Origin of the sequence: Burkholderia pyrrocinia (assembly GCF_003330765.1) — a bacterium.
GTDB classification, from domain to species: Bacteria; Pseudomonadota; Gammaproteobacteria; order Burkholderiales; family Burkholderiaceae; genus Burkholderia; species Burkholderia pyrrocinia_B.
On sequence record NZ_CP024902.1, the window covers coordinates 2,650,821 to 2,671,973 of the forward strand.

13 protein-coding genes are annotated in these 21,153 nt (G+C 68.6%); 6 read left to right on the forward strand and 7 right to left on the reverse strand.

Features of this window, described 5'->3' with window-relative positions:
* Window positions 1-37 precede the first annotated feature (37 nt).
* Window positions 38-1,126, reverse strand: coding sequence for a glycosyltransferase family 9 protein (locus CUJ89_RS12825; protein ID WP_114177643.1), 1,089 nt, complete (start codon window positions 1,124-1,126; stop codon window positions 38-40).
* A gap of 304 nt (window positions 1,127-1,430) precedes the next feature.
* Complete coding sequence (dnaE, locus tag CUJ89_RS12830) at window positions 1,431-4,964, reverse strand: DNA polymerase III subunit alpha (protein ID WP_114177644.1); 3,534 nt, start codon at window positions 4,962-4,964, stop codon at window positions 1,431-1,433.
* A gap of 269 nt (window positions 4,965-5,233) precedes the next feature.
* Between dnaE and CUJ89_RS12835 the strand changes: the two genes are divergently transcribed.
* On the forward strand, window positions 5,234-6,088 hold the full coding sequence (locus CUJ89_RS12835) for a sulfurtransferase (protein WP_114177645.1): 855 nt from the start codon (window positions 5,234-5,236) through the stop codon (window positions 6,086-6,088).
* Between the two features lie 19 nt (window positions 6,089-6,107).
* The gene (gene gluQRS / locus CUJ89_RS12840; protein ID WP_114177646.1) at window positions 6,108-7,001 is read left to right on the forward strand and encodes a tRNA glutamyl-Q(34) synthetase GluQRS; all 894 of its coding nucleotides are present in this window, start codon (window positions 6,108-6,110) and stop codon (window positions 6,999-7,001) included.
* A 176-nt stretch (window positions 7,002-7,177) separates the two neighbouring features.
* Here the strand turns inward: gluQRS and CUJ89_RS12845 are convergent, their stop codons facing one another.
* The 4 genes from CUJ89_RS12845 to purT form a co-directional block, all read right to left on the reverse strand.
* Window positions 7,178-8,776: a DEAD/DEAH box helicase gene (locus tag CUJ89_RS12845; RefSeq protein WP_114177647.1), complete on the reverse strand. Its 1,599-nt coding sequence runs from the start codon at window positions 8,774-8,776 to the stop codon at window positions 7,178-7,180.
* Window positions 8,777-9,163: 387 nt separating this feature from the next.
* Window positions 9,164-9,544 (reverse strand): MliC family protein, encoded by a 381-nt coding sequence (locus CUJ89_RS12855; protein WP_114177648.1) that lies wholly within the window; start codon window positions 9,542-9,544, stop codon window positions 9,164-9,166.
* A gap of 81 nt (window positions 9,545-9,625) precedes the next feature.
* Window positions 9,626-9,811, reverse strand: a complete 186-nt coding sequence (locus CUJ89_RS12860; protein ID WP_114177649.1) for a DUF6726 family protein — start codon at window positions 9,809-9,811, stop codon at window positions 9,626-9,628.
* A gap of 18 nt (window positions 9,812-9,829) precedes the next feature.
* Complete coding sequence (purT, locus tag CUJ89_RS12865) at window positions 9,830-11,044, reverse strand: formate-dependent phosphoribosylglycinamide formyltransferase (RefSeq protein ID WP_114177650.1); 1,215 nt, start codon at window positions 11,042-11,044, stop codon at window positions 9,830-9,832.
* A 213-nt stretch (window positions 11,045-11,257) separates the two neighbouring features.
* Between purT and CUJ89_RS12870 the strand changes: the two genes are divergently transcribed.
* Complete coding sequence (locus CUJ89_RS12870) at window positions 11,258-11,803, forward strand: META domain-containing protein (protein WP_114177651.1); 546 nt, start codon at window positions 11,258-11,260, stop codon at window positions 11,801-11,803.
* Window positions 11,804-11,980: 177 nt separating this feature from the next.
* Complete coding sequence (locus CUJ89_RS12875; protein ID WP_114177652.1) at window positions 11,981-16,060, forward strand: FtsK/SpoIIIE family DNA translocase; 4,080 nt, start codon at window positions 11,981-11,983, stop codon at window positions 16,058-16,060.
* A gap of 102 nt (window positions 16,061-16,162) precedes the next feature.
* Here CUJ89_RS12875 and CUJ89_RS12880 read toward each other — a convergent pair whose 3' ends face one another.
* On the reverse strand, window positions 16,163-17,407 hold the full coding sequence (locus tag CUJ89_RS12880; protein WP_114177653.1) for a lactonase family protein: 1,245 nt from the start codon (window positions 17,405-17,407) through the stop codon (window positions 16,163-16,165).
* A gap of 164 nt (window positions 17,408-17,571) precedes the next feature.
* Here CUJ89_RS12880 and CUJ89_RS12890 point away from each other — a divergent pair, with 164 nt between their 5' ends.
* Both CUJ89_RS12890 and CUJ89_RS12900 read left to right on the forward strand, forming a co-directional pair.
* Complete coding sequence (locus CUJ89_RS12890; RefSeq protein ID WP_114177654.1) at window positions 17,572-19,401, forward strand: glycoside hydrolase family 15 protein; 1,830 nt, start codon at window positions 17,572-17,574, stop codon at window positions 19,399-19,401.
* A 211-nt stretch (window positions 19,402-19,612) separates the two neighbouring features.
* Window positions 19,613-21,085 (forward strand): polyhydroxyalkanoate depolymerase, encoded by a 1,473-nt coding sequence (locus CUJ89_RS12900; RefSeq protein ID WP_114177656.1) that lies wholly within the window; start codon window positions 19,613-19,615, stop codon window positions 21,083-21,085.
* The last annotated feature ends 68 nt before the right edge of the window (window positions 21,086-21,153 follow it).

Sequence of the window (21,153 nt, forward strand, 5' to 3'; positions counted from 1 at the left end):
GGCGCCGGTGCTTGCGCCGTGCGCGGTGCTTCCGGCGCTACGAAGCGATCGTCATGATCGCGGGTGGCGCAGCGGCCGCTGGGCGCGCTTGTCCCGCGTCGGCCACCGGCGCGTCGCAATGGCCGGCCTGCGGCAGCAGATGACGCACGGCGCGCTCGACTGCGTCGACGCCGATCGCGTCGACGGTCGCGCCGGCCCGCAGGATCATGTGCGGCACGCCGAGCGGATGCCAGCGCAGGTATTTCTCGGGACGGTCCTCGAACAGCGCGGCGACCGGCACGCCGAGCGCCGACGCGAGATGCACGGGCGCGCTGTCGGCCGAGACGATCGCGTCGAGCAGGCTCGCGGCGGCCACCAGTTCGGCGACCGACGACGGCGCGACCTGGCGCGCGCTCACGTCGCGCCACGCGTCGTCCTCGGCCGCATTGCGGATGGCCGGTTCACGGAACACGATCACGTCGGCGAACGGTGCAAGCCGCTCGCCGAGGTCGCGCCAGCGGTCTGCCGGCCAGCGGCGCTCGGCCGCCTTGTTCGACACGAACAGCCCGACGCGCGGCTTCGTGCGCGCGCCGAGCAGGCGATGCCACGCATCCTGCAGCGTGCGATCGGGATGAACCGACAGTTCGAGGCGGTCGAGATCGGCGCGGCCGAGTTCGGGCACGAGCCGGAAACCCGACAGCGCCTCGTGGCACATCGGCCGCTGCGCGACATGCTCGGGCTTGCGATCGTCGAATTCGGTCTCGGCATCGTGCCAGCGGCAATCCTTCGCGCCGAGCTGGCGCGCGAACTGCATGCTGCTGCGATGCATGCCGCCGTTCGGCACGACCACGAGGTCGAACCGCAGGCGACGCAGGCGACGCACGAGTCGCAGCCGGTCGAAGAATGCGCGCATCCGCCCGGGACGGTCGTTGCGTTCGCATTCGCGGCTGTACACGTACGTGTGGATCGTGTGCACGTCCGGGTTTCCGGCCAGCGCAGCCGCGTTGTAGCGGTTCGCGACCACATGCAGTTCCGCGCCGGGCCAGCGTTCCTTCAGCGCACCGAGAAACGCCGTCGTGCACAGCATGTCGCCCAGAAAATCAATCCGGATCACGAGGATCCGCTGCGTCGGGTTCCCATTGGCCATGGTCATGTGGTGACTGTCAGTTTTTTATCGTCGCGACGGGCCGCTCCACGGCATCCTGTTCCGGGATGGCCCTGCCGCGTGCTGCCGCTCGCCGCATGGATCCACCCCCATTTATGCGCGCGATACCGGCGCCGCCCGTCGGATGAACCGCGGCCGGCGCCGCGTTCACGCGGCTAGCGCCGGATTGTATAGCGTCCGGATGGCCGGCCCAAGACCCGATTACCCCAAGACGTGAAAACGGCCCGCCGCACCGCACGATGGCGATGCTGCGGGCCGCGTATCGCGACAGCCGTCCGGTCGGGGGTCAGTACGCGATTTCGACGATGCTGCCGCCGAACGCCGCACGCAGCTCCGCGAGCAGCATGTCGCTCGGCTTCACGCGCCACGCGTCGCCAAGACGCATTTCGCCTTGCGCCCGCGCGTTGCTGTAGTGGATCTGGACCGCGAGCCCGTTCGGCAGCGGCGCCTGCGGGCGACGGCCGCCGTCGCGCCCGCCCCCGCGCGGCGCGGGCGCTTCGACTGCGTTCGCGGCCGCCGGATCGTCCTTCGACACGTGCGGCTCGAGCACGCGGCGCAGCGCGCCCGCGTCGGCGTTGCCGTTCATCGTCAGCCGCACGGCCTGGGCATAGCGGCTGCGCGCGCGTTCGAGATCCATCACCGTGTCGGTCGTGAAGCGGATGCCGCCCGTGAATGCATCGTTGCGCGCCTGCCCCTGCACGATCAGCAGTTCGTCTTCCTTGAACAGCGCCTTGTTCGCCTCGAACTGTTCGTTGAAGATCGTGATCTCGCACTGGCCCGACCCGTCGTCGAGCAGCGCGATCAGCATCTTGCCGCGCTGGGTCATCTGCGTGCGCAGCGACGCGATGATGCCCGCGACAAGCTTGTCGCGCCCTTCCTTCAGATCGCCGACCTTTTGCCGCACGAAGCGGCGCACCTCGTCGCGATACGCGTCGAAGAGATGGCCGGACAGGTAGAAGCCGAGAGCGCCCTTTTCTTCCTGCAGGCGGCGCTTGTCGTCCCACGCGGGCTCGTCGACGAGCGCATGCGCGTGCGGCGACTCGGCGCCCATGTCGAACAGGCCGGCCTGCATCGCATTCGCCTCGGCCTGGTCGGCCGCTTCCATCGCGAGCGGCACCGACGCGAGCAACTGCGCGCGGTTCGCGTTCAGCGAATCAAACGCACCCGCGCGGATCAGCGCCTCGACCGTGCGGCGGTTGACGACGCGACGGTCGATCCGTTCGCAGAAGTCGAACAGGTCGGTGAACGCCTTTTCCTCGCGGGCGCGCAGGATTTCCTCGATCGCGTTCTGGCCGCTGCCCTTCACTGCGCCGAGGCCGTAGCGGATCGTGCGCGAGCGCTTGCCGTCGGCTTCGGCGACGGGCTCGAACCGGTAATGCGACTGGTTGATGTCCGGCGGCAGCACGGCGAGGTTGTTCACGACGCAGTCGTCGAACAGGATCTTCACCTTGTCGGTGTCGTCCATCGCGAGCGTCATGTTGGCCGCCATGAATTCGGCCGGATGGTGCGCCTTCAGCCACGCGGTGTGATACGCGAGCAGTGCGTACGCAGCCGCGTGCGACTTGTTGAAGCCATAGCCCGCGAACTTCTCCATCAAGTCGAAGATCTCGTCGGCCTTCTCGGCCGTGAGGCCGTTCTTCGCGGCGCCTTCGCGGAACAGCTCGCGATGCTTGGCCATCTCCTCGGCCTTCTTCTTGCCCATCGCGCGACGCAGCAAATCCGCGCCGCCGAGCGAGTAGCCGCCGATGATCTGCGCCATCTGCATCACCTGCTCCTGATAGACCATGATGCCGTAGGTCTCTTTCAGGACGGGTTCGACGCGCGGATCCGGATAGTCGACCTTCTCGCGGCCGTGCTTGCGCGCGCAGAAGCTCGGGATCAGGTCCATCGGGCCCGGACGGTACAACGACACGAGCGCGATGATGTCTTCGAAGCGGTCGGGCTGCGCATCCTTCAGCATGCCCTGCATCCCGCGGCTTTCCAGCTGGAACACCGCGACCGTGTTGGCCTTCTTCAGGATCTGGAACGACGCGGCGTCGTCGAGCGGCACCTGTGCGAGCGACCAGTCAGCCTTCGACGGATCGAGGCGGCGAATGTAGCGCTCGGCCCAGTCGAGGATCGTCAGCGTCGTGAGGCCCAGAAAGTCGAACTTCACGAGGCCGACGGCTTCGACGTCGTCCTTGTCGTACTGGCTGACGACGCCGCCGTCGTCGCCCTGCGCGTACAGCGGGCAGAAATCGGTCAGCTTGCCGGGCGCGATCAGCACGCCGCCCGCGTGCATCCCGACGTTACGCGTGAGGCCTTCGACGCGCTGCGCGAGATCGAGCAGCTGGTGGACTTCGTCCTCGTGGTCGTAGCGCTCCTGCAACTGCGGCTCTTCCTTCATCGCGTCGGCGATCGTCACGTGCTTGCCCGGCTTGAACGGGATCAGCTTCGCAATGCCGTCGGTGAACATGTAGCCGAGGTCGAGCACGCGGCCGATGTCGCGCACGGCCGCCTTCGCGGCCATCGTGCCGAAGGTGGCGATCTGCGACACGGCGTCCGCGCCGTACTTCTCCTTCACGTACTGGATCACGCGGTCGCGCCCGTGCTGGCAGAAGTCGATGTCGAAGTCGGGCATCGACACGCGTTCCGGGTTCAGGAAGCGCTCGAACAGCAGGTTGTAGCGCAGCGGGTCGAGGTCGGTAATGCCGAGCGCGTACGCGACCAGCGAACCGGCGCCCGAACCGCGGCCCGGGCCGACCGGCACGCCGTTGTTCTTCGCCCAGTTGATGAAGTCCGCAACGATCAGGAAGTAGCCGGGAAAGCCCATCTTCGTGATGGTCCCGCACTCGAATTCGAGGCGCTTGTAGTACGTTTCGCGCTGCGCGTCGCGTTCGGCTTCGGCCGGAAACAGCTGCACGAGCCGGGTCTCGAGCCCTTCCTTCGACAGCTGGACCAGGTAGTCGTCGAGCGACATGCCGTCCGGCGTCGGGAACAGCGGCAGTTTCGGCTTGCCGAGCTCGAGCTTCAGGTTGCAGCGCTTCGCGATCTCGACCGTGTTCGCGACCGCGGACGGCAGGTCGGCGAACAGCGCGGCCATGTCGTCCTGCGTGCGGAAATACTGGTCGGTCGTGAAGCGCTTCTGGCGCCGCGGGTTCGCGAGGATGTCGCCTTCCGAGATGCACACGCGCGCCTCGTGCGCGGTGAAATCGTCGTCGGTCATGAACTGCGTCGGGTGCGTCGCGACGACCGGCAGCTTCAGCGACGCGGCGAGCGTCGCGGCCTGCTGGATGTACGCCTCGGCGCCCGGCTGGCCGTAACGCTGCAACTCGATGTAGAAGCCGCCCGGAAACACCTTCGCCCAGCGCTCGGCATGACGGCGCGCGGCTTCCTCGTTGCCGGCCGCGAGCGCGAGCCCGATGTCGCCCTGTTGCGCGCCCGACAGCGCAAGCAGACCCTGCGCGAGCTCGCCGTCGAGCCAGCTCGCGTCGAGTTCCGCGCGGCCGCGATACTGGTTCGTGAGCCACGCCTTCGACAGCAGCTCGCAGAGATTCAGGTAGCCGACCTTGTCCTTCACGAGCAGCAGCAGCCGCGACGGCTTGTCGCGATCGTCCGGATTGGCGATCCAGACGTCGCAGCCGGCGATCGGCTTGATGCCCTTGCCGCGGGCTTCCTGGTAGAAACGGACGAGGCCGAACGCGTTGCCGAGATCGGTGAGCGCGAGCGCGCCCTGGCCGTCTGCGGCCGCCGCCTTGACGATGTCGTCGAGGCGCACGATGCCGTCGGCAATCGAGAATTCGGAGTGAACGCGGAGATGGACGAAGCGGGGATCTGACATGGGCGCTATTGTAGCCGCCCCGCCGCGCAGGCTGCCCAAAAAATCCCCGCGCCGGCCGTTCGGCCGATGCACGCGACGACGCGTCGCGCCGCTCGTCAAATGGTCAGGGCCTGTTCCCGCTAATAACGGGAAAAAGGCCCTGAATGCCGGTGTGCGAGCGGTTTGCGGGATAATACGGTTTTTCGAATCATCGCCCCGGCTTCGCACCCTTTTTTGCGGGCCGCCGTGCGCCCGCCGCACGGCCGCGGCCGTTTTCCCGTCGGACCATCATGACCATCGTCAACCTCGCCGCCTACCACTTCGTGTCGCTCGACACGAACGAGCAATGGCGCCCGCTCGTCACCGCCCGCTGCAACGAACTCGGCCTGCGCGGCACGATCCTGCTCGCGCCGGAAGGCATCAACCTGTTCATCGCCGGCACGCGCGAAGCGGCCGACGCGTTCATCGACTATCTTCGCCACGATCCGCTGTTCGAGGGCAAGTTCGCGACGCTGCAGTTCAAGGAAAGCCTGTCCGACTCGCAGCCGTTCCGCCGCATGCTCGTGCGCCTGAAGCGCGAGATCATCACGATGAAGAAACCCGCGATCAAGCCCGAGCTCGGCCGCGCGCCGTCGGTCGACGCACGCACGCTGAAAGCATGGCTCGACCGCGGCCACGACGAAGCGGGCCGTCCGGTCGTGATGCTCGACACGCGCAACGCGTTCGAGATCGACGTCGGCACGTTCGACGACGCGCTCGACTACCGGATCGACAAGTTCAGCGAGTTCCCGGCAGTGATCGATGCCAACCGCGCCGATCTCGACGGCAAGACGGTCGTGTCGTTCTGCACGGGCGGCATCCGCTGCGAGAAGGCCGCGATCCACATGAAGGAAATCGGCATCGAGAACGTGTACCAGCTCGAAGGCGGGATCCTGAAGTACTTCGAGGAAGTCGGCGGCGCGCACTATCACGGCGACTGCTTCGTGTTCGACTACCGCACCGCGCTGAACCCGCAACTCGAGCCCACCGAGAACGTCACGTGCTACGCGTGCCGCGCGGTCGTCACGCCGGAAGCGCAACAATCGCCGAGCTACGTGTCCGGCAAGTCGTGCCCGGCCTGCGCGCAGGCAGCCAGCGCCGCGTAACCGCGCGCCCCGCGCCCCGATGAACGGCTATCGCGGCCGCTTCGCACCGTCGCCCACCGGCCCGCTGCACTTCGGCTCGCTGGTCGGCGCACTCGCGAGCTGGCTCGACGCGCGCGCGCACGGCGGCGCGTGGCTCGTGCGCATCGAGGATCTCGACGGCCCGCGCACGGTGCCCGGTGCGGCCGACGCCATCCTCGCGACGCTCGCGCATTTCGGCATGACGCCCGACGAGCCGCCGGTCTGGCAAAGCACGCGCGATGCCGCCTACACAACCGCGCTCGAGCGGCTCGTCGCGGCGGGGCGCGTCTATCCGTGCGGCTGCACGCGCAAGGAAATCGCCGATTCGCTGCGCGCCGCGCACGAGCGCCACACGACGCTCGCGTATCCTGGCACCTGCCGCACCGGCCTGCACGGCAAGCCCGCGCGCGCATGGCGACTGCGCGTGCCCGACGGCGACGACGCGATCGTAGCGTTCGACGATCGCTGGCAGCACGCGCAATCGCAGAACCTCGCGACCGAAGTCGGCGATTTCGTGCTGAAGCGCGCGGACGGGCAATGGGCCTATCAGCTCGCGGTCGTCGTCGACGATGCCGATGCGCGCATCACGCACGTCGTGCGCGGTGCCGACCTGCTCGATTCGACCGCGCGCCAGATCCATCTGCAGCACTGCCTCGGCGTGCCGACGCCGCGATATCTGCACGTGCCCGTCGTCGTCGATGCAAACGGCGAGAAGCTCAGCAAGCAAACGGGCGCGACCGCACTCGAACACGGCGATCCGCTGCCGGCGCTGCAGGCCGCGGCCGCGCACCTCGGCCTCGCGCCCGATGGCGCACCGGGCGACACGACGCTGGATGCGTTCTACGCGGCCGCGACGGCTGCGTGGGCGCGGCGCTTCGGGCCGCTGGCCGGCTAAGGCGCAGCGAGCCGATTTCGCGGTGATCGAATGCCGGCTGCATCGCTCGCCGGCACCCGCGCCCGCTCCCGATCCCCCACCCAATCGCGGCCCAAATAAAAAACGGGCACATGCTCATCGCATGCACCCGCTTCTCCGGCAGCGCTCGCGCGCCGCCCCCGCCACGTCCGCCGGGCTTACGCCGACGGCTTGCGCGGCATCCCGAACCCGCCGAGCAGCGCGGCAACCTGGCGCTTCGGCCCTTTCTTCTCGGGCTGCTGCTCAGGCTGCGCGTCGTCCAACTGCTTCGCCTGCGCCGACGGCTCATACGGCTTCAGGAAGAAATCGTCGACCGGCGCTTCGTGGCGACGGTGATGGCCGCCGCGCTCGGAACCGGTCGACCGCCGCCCCGACGCACCACGATGCTCGTCGCGATCGCGCCGGCCGCCCCGTTCGCCACCGCGCTCGCTGTTGCGATCGCCGCCGCTACGTTCGCCGCTACGTTCGCCGCTACGTTCGCCGCTGCGTTCGCCGCCACGGTCGTCGTGACGATGGCGTGCCGGCTTGTCGAGCGCGAGCGTCTGCACCTCGAGCGGACGCTTGATCAGCTTCTCGATATCGGCGAGCTGCTTGCGTTCGTTCGGGCTGCACAGCGACAGCGCATCGCCCGTCGCGCCCGCGCGGCCGGTGCGGCCGATCCGGTGCACGTAGTCTTCCGCGCTGAACGGCAGGTCGAAGTTGATCACGGCCGGCAGCTCGGCGATGTCGAGGCCGCGCGCGGCCACGTCGGTCGCGACCAGCGCCTCGATCTCGCCGCGCTTGAACGCGTCGAGCGCCTGCATCCGCTCAAGCTGCGTCTTGTCGCCATGGATCGCCGATGCGACCACGCCGTCGCGCTCGAGGTTGCGCGCAAGCCGGCTCGCGCCGATCTTGCTGTTGCAGAACACCAGCACCTGCTTGAGGCCGCGATCGCGCAGCAACTGCACGACGGCCGCCTGCTTGTCGCCTTCGGCGACGTCGTAGACGATCTGCGTGACGTTCGCGTTCGTCGAGTTGCTGCGCGCGACCTCGATCGTCTGCGGGTTGCGCAGGTAGGTCGACGCGAGCTTCTTGATTTCCGGCGAGAAGGTGGCCGAGAACAGCAGCGTCTGGCGCTCCTTCGGCAGCAGGTTCAGGATGCGCTGCAGATCGGGCAGGAAGCCCATGTCGAGCATCCGGTCGGCTTCGTCGAGCACGAGGATCTGCACCTGGCCGAGATTCGCCGTCTTCTGCTGCACGTGGTCGAGCAACCGGCCCGGCGTCGCGATCAGGACTTCGACACCGCGGCGCAGTTCGGCCATCTGCGGGTTCATGTCGACGCCGCCGAACACGACCGCGCTGCGCAGCGACGTGTGCTTCGCATACGCGTGCACGTTCGCGGCGACCTGGTCGGCGAGTTCGCGAGTCGGCGTGAGGATCAGCGCACGCACGGGGTGGCGCGCCGGTGACGCGCTCGTGCTGGCCTGCGGCAGCAGGCGCTGGATGATCGGCAGCGAGAAACTCGCGGTCTTGCCGGTACCCGTTTGCGCGGCGCCCATGACGTCGCGGCCGGCGAGCACGACCGGAATGGCCTCCGCCTGGATCGGCGTCGGCGTCGTATAGCCCTGCTCCGCAATGGCTTTCAGGATATCGGCGGCAAGGCCGAATTGGTCGAAGGTTGCGTCGACGGGCTTGGCGACAGAATCGGACATGGTGGCGTTTCGCTCAAAAGGCGCGGCGGGGACATCGTGCGTCAGGCCAGCCGGGCCTGCGCTCATCACAATTCGGAAGTAGACGGAGCCGCGGCGCGCCGCGCGGCGCCGCTCTGGCGCTTGGAACCGGCTCAATTCGAACACCGGGCACCAGGCCGTGCGGACTCCGTTCGGCGCGAATGCCGGCGGAAAGGGGCACATTGTAGCACTGCGCGGCCATCTGTCCGTGACAACGCCGCGAACGGCCGCAACGGCAGTGCGCGCGGCGGGCCCGTACGGCCCGCGCGGCCGACAGACGGCCTGATCGAGCTATCCCGATCGGCTGGCGAGCAATATCAGGGGTCCGATCGCGAGTTGCCTTGCCCGAACGCGCGCCGCCAGCCCGCGTGTCGGGCCTCGGGCCCCGCCGCCGGCAAACACTGACCGGGCACATTCCGCGATCGTGCCCCGCGTTCAGCCCTTCTTCTTTTTCTTCTCGACCTGCACGCAGTCGGCAAGCAGCGGCGGCGCCTTCTGGTCGGCGATCTCGTCGCGCAGCGTCGCTTCCTTGCCCTTCGTCCACCACGTATAGCGACCGGCCTGGTAGCGTGCGCCCGAGGCCGATACGGTATCGACGAACAGCAACTGCCGCCCGTTGACCGGCACGAGCGCGAAGCTCTGACCGTTGCCCGCGAGCCAGTACGACACGCGCACGGGCTGCTTCTGGTTCGCGCACTGGTAGACGGCCAGCTGGCGCGAATCGGCGTCGATTTCCTCGACGGTCAGTTGCGCGGCATGCGCGACGGAAACGGCGGTGCCGGCGAGCGCGAGCGCGGCGAGGGTTTGGCGAATCATGCAGGTCCTCTCACGAGACGGGTGGAAACGCGCCCTCGCGGGGCGCGCGTTTATTGTTGGTTATCGCGTCGGGTATCGTGGTCAGGGATCGATGACGTCGGCGCATGCGTCGGTCGGCGCGGCCGCGACATGGCCGACGAGCGGCACGATCTTGAGCCCGGCCGATGCCACCCGGCACGGCGCGGCCGCGAGGCCGCAACCCGCGAGACTCGCGGCAAGCGCCAGCGCGGCGCCCAGCTTCCCGATATGCAGCCACCTCGACGCCATCGTCCTCTCCTTGTTCCGTCAGCGGGCCGACACGGGCCGCACGGCCGCGGCGGCGCGCTGCGCGCGTTCGCGGGCTTCGTCGACGGTCGCGCCGGTCGCCAGCGCGACGCCCATGCGCCGCTTCGCAAAACTTTCCGGTTTGCCGAACAGGCGCAGGTCGGCGCCCGGCACCGCGAGCGCGTCGCGCACGCCTTCGAACGCGATCCCGCGCTCGTCGAGCCCGCCGTAGATCACGGCCGACGCGGCCGGCGTACCGAGCGCCGGATCGACCGGCAGCCCGAGAATCGCGCGCGCGTGCAGTTCGAATTCCGACTGGCGCTGCGACGCGAGCGTGACGAGGCCCGTATCGTGCGGCCGCGGGCTCACCTCGGAGAACCACACGTCGTCGCCGCGCACGAACAGCTCGACGCCGAACATCCCGCGCCCGCCGAGTGCCTCGGTGACCTTGTGCGCGATGTCGCGCGACTTCTCGAGCGCCACCGCGCTCATCGGCTGCGGCTGCCACGATTCGACGTAGTCGCCCGCGACCTGCACGTGGCCGACCGGCTCGCAGAAGTAGGTGCGCGTGCCGAGCGTCGCCGGGTCGATCGCGCGCACGGTCAGCTGCGTGATCTCGTATTCGAAATCGATGAAGCCCTCGACGATCACGCGGCCGTGGTTCACGCGCCCGCCCGCCATCGCGTAGTCCCACGCGGGCTTCACGTCGGCCTCGGTCTTCACGACCGACTGCCCCTTGCCCGACGACGACATCACGGGCTTCACGACGCACGGCATGCCGATCTTCGCGACGGCCGCGCTGAACGCTTCGAACGATTCCGCGAACGCATACGGCGACGTCGGCAGGCCGAGCTCCTCGGCCGCGAGCCGGCGGATTCCTTCGCGGTTCATCGTGAGCTGCGTCGCGCGCGCGGTCGGAATCACCTCGGCGAGACCGGCCGCCTCGATCGCCGCGAGCGCATCGGTCGCGATCGCCTCGATCTCGGGCACGATCAGGTGCGGGCGCTCGGCCTCGACGATCGCCCGCAGCGCGGCGGCGTCCGTCATGTCGATCACGTGCGCGCGATGCGCGACCTGATGGCCCGGCGCGTCCGGATAGCGGTCGACCGCGACGACTTCGACGCCGAGCCACTGCAACGCGATGATGACTTCCTTGCCGAGCTCGCCGGCGCCGAGCAGCATGACGCGCGTGGCCGAAGGTGAAAGCGGCGTACCGAGCCGCTGACCGATCTGCATGTGATTTCCCGCTTCTGGTGGAGGACGAAAACGGCTTCGATGTTAACATGCGCCACGGCACCGGTTTAGCGCGTTTCGCCGCGCCGGCGCCCGGCCGCGGGCGGCTCGCGGGCCGGCCGCGAACGTTTTCACGCGCGAAGTGTCGGCTCGCCTGCCGCGGGGCGGGTGCGTTACTCTTACGCCTTGATCAGAATCCGATGAGGAACGAGGCTCATGTCCCACCTGTTCGCAGCCGCACGCGCACGCACCGGCCTGCTTCGCCCGCTGCGCGCGCCGCTCTGCGCGTTGACGCTTGCCACGCTTCTCGCCGCCTGCGCGATGCCGACCCACCCCGATTCCGCCGCCCCCGCGCCCGACCCGTACAACCCGGCCGCCGTCCAGCTGCTCGACGATACGCGCTGGGAACTCACCAGCTGGCTGAACGCCGACGGCACGCCGCGCACGGTCCCGCACGGCGACAACGGCGAGCCGATCAAGCTCGCGCTGTCGACCGAATCGGGCATCCGGCGCGCCAGCGGGTTCTCGGGCTGCAACCGCTACATGGGCACCTACGCGATCAAGAACGGCCTGCTGAGCTTCGGGCCGCTCGCCGGCACGCGGATGGCCTGCCCGAATACGCTCGGCGGCCAGCTCGAGCACGCGTACCTCGACGCGCTCGCGCACATCGAGAAGACCGGCGTGCAGATGCGCGAGCCGCAGCAATTGCAGATCGTGACCGATGCCGGCGCAACGCTGACCTTCACGCACCGGAGCCCCTGATGCATGGTGCGCGCGAAGGCCGACCGACCGCCTTCGCGTTGCGCGCCACACGCGTGTGCCGGGCACACGCGTCGCGCGGCGTGAATCGAGTTCACGCCGCGTTAGAGTCTTGTCCGCCGGCCGGTTAAACTCGGCGGGTCGCGCCCCGCGCGCCCCTCCCCACTCCTGTTTCAAAGCATGCACACGGTTGTCTTCGGCTGGTTCGGCATCTCCGCCGTCTGGTTCCTCCTTCTCTTCGGGCGTCTCGTGCAGGCAATGCTGCCCGGCGGCGGCGGGCTCGCCGGCCGCGGCTCGATCCGCCTGTGGCTCGGCTTCGCCGCGGTCTTCGTTGCAAGCTGCACGCTGACGAGCGCGCTGTCGGGCCCCGACACGAACGCGCTCGGCCATGCATTCTCGGCGGGCTTCGCGCGCGTGCTCGGCCCGATCGGCACGCCGGTCGCGATGGTCGTGCTGTTCTTCGCCGGGCTGCCCTGGCTGACCGGCATCGGCTGGCGGCAGTTCGCCGCCTGGGTCGACACGTCGTTCGGCGTCAAGCTGTCGCGCGACGGCGGCGACGACGACGCGCGCGGCATCGCCGACCTGCCGCGCAGCGCGCTACATCGCGACGACGACGTCGTGCAGCCGACCACCGCGCACACCGTCAACTCGATGGCGCCGCGCCAGAACGGCCGGTATTCGCGCCCGACGCTGTGGAAACCCGACCCGCAGGCGCGGCCGAAGCCGCGCAGCAAGACGCCCCCGCGTCCGCACGCGGAACCCGTCGCGCCGTCGGGCTGGTTGAAGCCGACCGCGACCCAGCGCGTGCCGGCGCCGCCCGCGCCGATTCCGACCAGCGCGATGCCGCCCCCCACGGCCGGCAGCACCGCCAGCCTCGCGCGCGCGGCGGCGAACGCGCAAGTGCCGCGCCCCGATCCAGCCCCGCTTCCTGTCGGATTCGAACCCGTCCGCCCGCGGCCGACTGCTGCGCGACCGGCCACCGCTGCGTTGAAGCAGACGGCTCCGCGCGCCACGGTCACGCCGCGGCCAGCAAGCGCACAGCCGCCCCGCCCGACCGTACGCCCGGCCGCAGGAACAGCCGCGGCCGGCCTGCCGCCGGACACGGCGCGACGCCGCCCGTCGCCGCAAACGCCGGCGCGCGCGCCGCTCTATGCGTGGACGGAAAAGCCCGCGGCGCCGATCACGCCGGCACCGAGCGTGCACGACACGCTGCGCTCGATCGAGGCCAGCACCGCGCAATGGGCGACGCTGAGTGGTGCGCAGTCGGACGCAGCGCATGCGGCTGCCGCAGCCGCAGCCGCAGCCGTGGCCGGTGTAGCCGCGGCAGCAGGCAGCGTTGCCGCGCCGGTATCGGCGGCCGTGTCGAACGGGTTCGTCTCCGCAACGCACGACCTCTCAGCCCATGACGCCGGCGTTCCGGTCGAACACGATGCGGCGCCTGCGTACGACGACAGCGCGCCGATCGTGCTGGATGCGTTCGTGCCGGCAGAGCCCGGCATCCACACTCCGGTTGCCGATTTGGGCACCACGGCGTTCGACGACGCGGCACCGCACGCGCTGTCGAATACCGCCATCGACAATGCCGCGTTTTCGCATCACGCCGGCGACGAGATTCGTTACGTCGACGATGCGCCCGCCGCGCCGGCATTCGGGATCGCGCCCGCGCCATCGTTCGACGCGCCCATCGACCTCGCGCCGTGGGAAGACCTCACCAGCCAGCCGGTTTCCGCATTCGACATATCGACCCGGAACCCGATCGCTGCGTCGCTGGCGGACGCGACGGGATCGGAGCCGGCCAATGTCGCCTCCGCGCAACCGGAAGACGAAGCGGTTCACGATGTCGTCGCAAGCACGCCGGCTGCGTCCATCGATACCGACAACTGGTACGACGCGCAACCGGCTCCTGCAATCGATCGCACTGCATCTGCCTGCGTGCCGCAGGGCGCTGCCGATGCGGACACCGACGCAAAACCCGCCGGGGGCATCGCTCCGTTTGCCGCCCTCCCCTCGTCGTCGATCGCCGGAACCGCGGCGCGTGCAATGTCCGAGGTCGCGCCGCTTGCGACAACGTCGGCACTGGCTGCATCGAATACCGCACCGGTAGTCGCCAGACCGGACGCGGCGGAGCGTGCAGCGCCGCTGTCGGCAATCGCCCAGCGCACCGTGCCCGTGACGGATTGGGTGCGGACGCCGTCGATTCCGCCGACGGTGCACCCTGCAACGACAAATACCACCGTCTCCGCGGAATTGCCGAAAGCGTCGGCAGCTCAACCGTTTGCCGCCGCACCGACGGCTCCGGCCGCCGCTGCGGCGACGCCGGCCGGTGTCACGGGCATGACTTACGGTTCGCTCTCCCTCGCATCGACTCCCGCATCGACCGTTGCGCCCGCCGCGACGCCGTCGACGACCGGCATATCGGGTTCGACATCCGGTTCGACCGCGCCTGCGCCTGCGCCTGTAGCAATCACAACCACGACGTTCACAACGCCGCCCGCCCCTGCCGCATCGTCGGCAAGCTGGTCCGTATCGAATGTGTCCGGAACGCCGGCTGTCGCATCGACCGGAGCACCGCAGCCTGCAGCAACCGTTCCCGGCGCGGGCCTGTCCACGCCGGCGGCTGTCGCTGCCGTACCGACGATTCCCGTTGCCCCGCTGATCGGCGCAACCGCCACCATGGCAATCGAACCGGCCGCGCCGGCCGCAGCCGATGCAGCAGCCCCCGACGCCCCCACCCGCCCGCCGCGTCCGAACGCGTTTGAATTCCACGCACCCGCGTCGTTCAGCGTCGAACTGCCGACGCTCGACCTGCTCGAGCCCGCGTCCGACGACGTCGAAACGATCACCGACGAACACCTCGCCCAGACGGCGCAGGTGATCGAACAACGGCTGCAGGAATTCAAGGTGCCGGTGACGGTCGTCGGCGCATCGGCCGGCCCCGTGATCACGCGCTTCGAGATCGAACCCGCGCTCGGCGTGCGCGGCAGCCAGATCGTCGGCCTGATGAAGGACCTGTCGCGCGGCCTCGGCCTCACGTCGGTCCGCGTCGTCGAGACGATTCCCGGCAAGACCTGCATGGGCCTCGAACTGCCGAACGCGAAGCGCCAGATGATCCGTCTGTCGGAGATCATCGAGTCGCGCCAGTACCAGCACTCGACGTCGCAACTGACGATCGCAATGGGCAAGGACATCACGGGCCACCCGGTCGTCACCGATCTCGCGAAGGCGCCGCACATGCTCGTCGCGGGCACGACGGGCTCGGGCAAGTCGGTCGCGATCAACGCGATGATCCTGTCGCTGCTGTACAAGGCGACGCCCGAGGACGTGCGGCTCATCATGATCGATCCGAAGATGCTGGAGCTGTCGGTCTACGAAGGCATCCCGCACCTTCTCGCGCCGGTCGTCACCGACATGAAGCTCGCGGCGAACGCGCTGAACTGGTGCGTCGGAGAAATGGAGAAGCGCTACCGGCTGATGTCGGCCGTCGGCGTGCGCAACCTCGCGGGCTTCAACCAGAAGATCCGCGATGCGGAAGCGAAGGAAAAGAAGATCGGCAACCCGTTCTCGCTGACGCCCGAGGATCCCGAGCCGCTGTCGAAGCTGCCGCTGATCGTCGTCGTGATCGACGAGCTGGCCGACCTGATGATGGTCGCCGGCAAGAAGATCGAAGAGCTGATCGCGCGCCTCGCGCAGAAAGCGCGCGCAGCCGGCATCCACCTGATCCTCGCGACGCAGCGTCCGTCCGTCGACGTGATCACGGGTCTCATCAAGGCGAATATCCCGACGCGCGTCGCGTTCCAGGTGTCGTCGAAGATCGACTCGCGCACGATCCTCGACCAGATGGGCGCCGAATCGCTGCTCGGGATGGGCGACATGCTGTTCCTGCCGCCGGGCACGGGTTATCCACAGCGCGTGCACGGCGCGTTCGTCGCCGACGAGGAAGTGCACCGGATCGTCGAGTACCTGAAGCAGTTCGGCGAGCCGCAGTACGAGGAAGGGATCCTCGACGGCCCGGCCGCCGACGGCGCGACGCAGGACCTGTTCGGCGAAGCGCCGGACGCGGAAGCCGATCCGCTGTACGACGAAGCCGTTGCGTTCGTCGTGCGCACGCGGCGCGCGTCGATCTCGTCGGTGCAGCGGCAGTTGCGCATCGGCTACAACCGCGCCGCGCGCCTCGTCGAGCAAATGGAGGCGGCCGGGCTCGTATCGGCGATGGGTATCAACGGCAGCCGCGAAGTGCTCGTGCCGGCCGCGGCCGACTGAGCGCGGCGGCCGGTGGGCCGCCACCAACCGATGCGGGCGCACCGGAAAACCGACCGCCCCGAAAAACCAAGGGCGCTGCATCGGCAGCGCCCTGTTTCATTTTTACTGCATCGGCACCAGCTTGAAGTCGACCGGCTTGCCGACCGCGACCTTCTGCGGATTCGGGCCGAGCTGCCCCGTTTCGGCATCGCGGCGGAACACGTAGAACGTGTCGCTGTCCTGGTTGCCGACGATCAGCCACTTGCCGGTCGGATCGATCAGGAACTCGCGCGGCGTCTTGCCGAGACTCGACTGCCGGCCGACATGCTTCAGCCGGCCATCGGCCTTGTTCACCGCGTAGATCACGATGTCGTTCGCGTCGCCGCGGTTGCTCACGTACAGGAAGCGGCCGTCCGGCGACAGGTGGATCGCGCCGCCGCCGACCTTGCCCTTGAAGCCCGGCGCCGTCATCGGCAAGGTTTCGACCGGCGTCAGCTTGCCGTCGCGGTAGCCGAACACCTCGACCGACGCGTTGAGCTCGCTCGTCACGTACGCGAACCGGCCGTCGGCGCCGAACACCATGTGACGCGGGCCCGAGCCGGCCTTTACCGGCGTGTAGCGCGTGTCGGTCGGGCTGATCAGCCCGCGGCTGCCGTCCACCGTATAGCGGTAGCCGTAGATCTTGTCCGCGCCGAGATCCTGCACGAACAGGTAATGGCCGTCCGGCGAAAACACCGTCGAGTGCACGTGCGCGCCGTCCTGGCGGCCCTTCACGGGCCCCGTGCCTTCGTGATGCACGGTCAGCACGGCCTGGCCGACCGCGCCGTCGTCGCGCAGCGGAAACACCGCGAAGCTGCCGCCCGGATCCGCCGCGACCGAATAGTTGGCCGTCACGAGCGTCTTGCCGTCCGGCGACAGCGCGAGATAGCAAGGATCGTTCCCTTCCGACGACACGCGGTCGATGAAGGTCAGCGCGCCCGTCTTCGCGTCGAAGCGGAATGCGCTGACGCCGCCGCGCTGCGTCGCCGGCCCGTTGTCGCCGGGTAGTTCGTTGACTGCGTAGACGGTGCGACCGTCGCGGCTCGGCAACAGGTACGACGGATTCACGGTCTTCGCCGACGACACGGGCGCGACGCTGCCGGTCCTGGTATCGAAGCGGTAAACATAGATCCCGTCGCTGCCGCCGCCCGTATAGGTGCCGACGAGCAGGTTGTAGACGCCGTCGGCCGGTGCGGGCGATTGCTGCGCAAATGCGTGGGTCGCGGACAGGGAAAGCACGATCGCGAAACCTTTCATCCAGTGAGCGAGCCTAAGCGGGAACCCTCGTGTCGAAGCGCGTGCGTCACGCTCGCGTAAACGGCTGGGCATTGAATCCTCCTTGCATCGAGTCGCTTCAAGTGTTGAGATAGGACGAAACGCCGGCCGTTCATGCGCTCCTCCGCCCGGCCGAGTATACGGGGCGGGGCGCCGGCACGTGAAGCCCGGCGGCGGCCGCCCGCATTGTGAACGCGATACCCAAGGAACGCCTGCCCATGCCTGCCCTGATCGAAGACTACGCCCTCGTCGGCGACGGCCATACCGCCGCGCTGATCGCAAAAGACGGCTCCGTCGACTGGCTGTGCTGGCCCCGCTTCGATTCGGGCGCCTGTTTCGCGGCGCTCATCGGCACGCCCGAGCACGGCCGCTGGCTGCTCGCTCCGGCCGCCGACGCCGCGATCACGCACACGACACGCCGCTATCGCGGCGACACGCTGATTCTCGAAACCGATTACGAAAGCGCCGACGGCGCCGTCACCGTGATCGACTTCATGCCGCCCGGCAACGGCTGGTCCGAACTCGTGCGGATCGTCGTCGGCCGCCACGGCACGATGAAGATGCGCATGGAGCTCGTGTTGCGCTTCGACTACGGTTTCTCGATCCCGTGGGTTACGCAGCTGACCCGCGAGGATGGCATGAAGGCGATCGCCGGCCCCGACACCGTCGTGCTGCGCACGCCGGTGCCGCTCACCGGCAAGAACCTCCATACGCTCGCGGAATTCACGGTGAGCGCCGACGAGCGCGTGCCGTTCTCGCTCAGCTACGCGGCGTCGCACATGCGGCTGCCGCCCGCGCGCGATTCCCTATCGATGCTCGCGCGCACCGAGAATTACTGGCTCGAATGGTCGGGCCGCTGCCAGGTGCAGGGCCGCTACGCGGCCGCCGTGCGCCGTTCGCTGATCACGCTGAAGGCGCTCGCGTACGAGCCGACCGGCGGCATCGTCGCGGCACCGACCACGTCACTGCCCGAGAAAATCGGCGGCAACCGCAACTGGGACTACCGCTACTGCTGGCTGCGCGACGCGACGATCACGCTGCTCGCGCTGATGCGCGGCGGTTACTACGACGAGGCGCGCGCGTGGCGCACGTGGCTCGGCCGCGTGATGGCCGGTTCGCCCGAGCAGATCCAGATCATGTACGGGATCGCCGGCGAGCGCCGGCTGCCGGAAATGGAGCTCGACTGGCTGCCCGGCTATCAGGACTCTAAGCCGGTACGCGTCGGCAACGGCGCCGCGAACCAGCTTCAGCTCGACGTGTTCGGCGAGGTGATGGCCGCGCTGCACCTCGCGCGCGTGGGCGGCCTGCAGGCCGACGACACGGTCTGGTCCGTGCAGTGTGCGCTGCTCGACCATCTCGAAAAGATCTGGCAGGAGTCCGACGAGGGGATCTGGGAAACCCGCGGCGGCCGCCGCCATTTCACGTTCTCGAAGGTGATGGCGTGGGTCGCGTTCGACCGCGCGATCAAGTCGGCGGAGATGTTCCGGCTGCCCGGCTCGCTCGACCGCTGGCGCGCGCTGCGCGAGCAGATCCATGCAGACGTCTGCGACAACGCATGGCACAAAGGCAAGCAGGCGTTCGCGCAGAGCTACGGCAGCGACGAACTCGACGCGAGCGTGCTGCTGATGCCGTTGCTCGGCTTCCTGCCGCCGGAAGACCCGCGCATCGTCGGCACGGTGGAAGCGATCGAGCGGGAATTGCTGCACGACGGCCTCGTGATGCGCTACCGCACGACCGAGTACGACGACGGCCTGCCGCCCGGCGAAGGCACGTTTCTCGCATGCAGCTTCTGGCTGGTCGACAACTACGCGCTGCTCGGCCGGATCGACGACGCGCACCGGCTGTTCAGCCGGCTGCTCTCGCTATCGAACGACCTCGGGCTGCTCGCGGAGGAGTACGATCCGGTCGAGGGGCGGCTCGTCGGCAACTTCCCGCAGGCGTTCTCGCACGTGGCGCTGGTGCACACGGCGATGAACCTGATGCACCACGAAGAGGCAATGGCACGCGCGGCCGGCCAGCCCTCACCTGCCGTGGCGACGGGGCGCTGAGCGGCGCGCGGGCGGCTTGTTCAGAGAACGTCAAATCGCAACATTTTGATGAAAAACGGGGGAAATGTTGCATTGCACCAACCATCGTTGTCCGATATGATCGACGAGATTGTCCGGCCGCATTGCAACATGGCCGGCCGCTGACCCACACGGCACGCCGCGACGCTCCACGCCGCCCTTGCGCACCGTCCCCCACGCGGGAGTAGTCTGCATGCTTTACCAACTGCATGAATTCCAGCGGGCCATGCTGAGCCCGCTTACGGCCTGGGCCCAGGCCGCCTCCAAGTCGTTCGCCAATCCGTCCAGCCCGTTCTCGCTGATGCCGGGCGCGCCGCGCATGGCGGCCGCCTACGAGCTGATGTACCGGCTCGGCAAGGATTACGAGAAGCCCGAATTCAACCTTCACCAGATCGTCAAGGACGGCCACAACATTCCGATCGTCGAGCAGACGATCGTCGAGAAGCCGTTCTGCCGGCTGCTGCGTTTCAAGCGCTATTCGGACGACGCCGACGCCGTCACGCAACTGAAGGACGAGCCGGTCGTGCTGGTCTGCGCGCCGCTGTCGGGCCACCACTCGACGCTGCTGCGCGACACGGTGCGCACGCTGCTGCAGGATCACAAGGTCTACATCACCGACTGGATCGACGCGCGGATGGTGCCGGTCGAGACCGGCCCATTCCACCTGCACGACTACATCGCGTATATCCAGGAGTTCATCCGTCACATCGGCGCGCGCAACCTGCACGTGATCTCGGTGTGCCAGCCAACGGTGCCGGTGCTCGCGGCGATCTCGCTGATGGCGAGCCGTGGCGAGGATACGCCGCTCACGATGACGATGATGGGCGGCCCGATCGACGCGCGCCGCAGCCCGACGTCGGTGAATTCGCTCGCGACGCAGCACTCCACCGCGTGGTTCGAGAACAACGTGATCCACACGGTGCCCGCGAACTATCCGGGTGAAGGCCGTCAGGTATATCCGGGCTTCCTGCAGCACACGGGCTTCGTCGCGATGAACCCGGAACGGCACGCGCAATCGCACTGGGATTTCTACCAGAGCCTGCTGCGCGGCGACGAGGAAGACGCCGAGGCGCACCGCAATTTCTACGACGAATACAACGCGGTGCTCGACATGGCTGCGGAGTATTACCTCGAAACGATCCGCGTCGTGTTCCAGGAATTCCGGCTGGCCGAAGGCACGTGGGATGTCGGAGGCGAGCGCGTGCGTCCGCAGGACATCCACCACACCGCGCTGATGACGATCGAGGGCGAACTCGACGACATCTCGGGCAGCGGCCAGACGCACGTCGCGCACGAGCTGTGCACGGGCATCCCGCAAGACCAGCGCCGCAGCCTGACCGCCGAGAAGTGCGGTCACTACGGGATCTTCTCGGGCCGCCGCTGGCGCACGATCATCTACCCGCAACTGCGCGACTTCATCCGCGAGCATGCGCCGGAGCCGAAGCACGGCGCGACGAAGGATCTCCCGGATGCGCCGGCGGCCACGACGCTCGTCGCCGTGCCGGCCAACAACGCGCAGGTCGAAACGGCGCGGGCCACCGCGGCGAAGCGCCCGCGCGCGAAGGCACCGGCCACGGCCGCCGCCCCCGCCAAGGCCGCACCGGCCGCGAAGCGCGCAGGCAGCAGCGCGCGCGCAAAGACCGTTCGCGCGCGCAAAGCCGCCTGACGCACCGCGTTCCGACGAAAAAACGCCGCCGTTGCCTGCGCACGGCGGCGTTTTTGCATCCGGCGGCC

Coding starts and splice junctions, on each gene's coding strand:
- CUJ89_RS12825 (WP_114177643.1), bottom strand. CDS start 1,126: ATGGCCAATGGGAACCCGACGCAGCGGATCCTCGTGATCCGGATTGAT.
- dnaE (WP_114177644.1), bottom strand. CDS start 4,964: ATGTCAGATCCCCGCTTCGTCCATCTCCGCGTTCACTCCGAATTCTCG.
- CUJ89_RS12835 (WP_114177645.1), top strand. CDS start 5,234: ATGACCATCGTCAACCTCGCCGCCTACCACTTCGTGTCGCTCGACACG.
- gluQRS (WP_114177646.1), top strand. CDS start 6,108: ATGAACGGCTATCGCGGCCGCTTCGCACCGTCGCCCACCGGCCCGCTG.
- CUJ89_RS12845 (WP_114177647.1), bottom strand. CDS start 8,776: ATGAGCGCAGGCCCGGCTGGCCTGACGCACGATGTCCCCGCCGCGCCT.
- CUJ89_RS12855 (WP_114177648.1), bottom strand. CDS start 9,544: ATGATTCGCCAAACCCTCGCCGCGCTCGCGCTCGCCGGCACCGCCGTT.
- CUJ89_RS12860 (WP_114177649.1), bottom strand. CDS start 9,811: ATGGCGTCGAGGTGGCTGCATATCGGGAAGCTGGGCGCCGCGCTGGCG.
- purT (WP_114177650.1), bottom strand. CDS start 11,044: ATGCAGATCGGTCAGCGGCTCGGTACGCCGCTTTCACCTTCGGCCACG.
- CUJ89_RS12870 (WP_114177651.1), top strand. CDS start 11,258: ATGTCCCACCTGTTCGCAGCCGCACGCGCACGCACCGGCCTGCTTCGC.
- CUJ89_RS12875 (WP_114177652.1), top strand. CDS start 11,981: ATGCACACGGTTGTCTTCGGCTGGTTCGGCATCTCCGCCGTCTGGTTC.
- CUJ89_RS12880 (WP_114177653.1), bottom strand. CDS start 17,407: ATGCCCAGCCGTTTACGCGAGCGTGACGCACGCGCTTCGACACGAGGG.
- CUJ89_RS12890 (WP_114177654.1), top strand. CDS start 17,572: ATGCCTGCCCTGATCGAAGACTACGCCCTCGTCGGCGACGGCCATACC.
- CUJ89_RS12900 (WP_114177656.1), top strand. CDS start 19,613: ATGCTTTACCAACTGCATGAATTCCAGCGGGCCATGCTGAGCCCGCTT.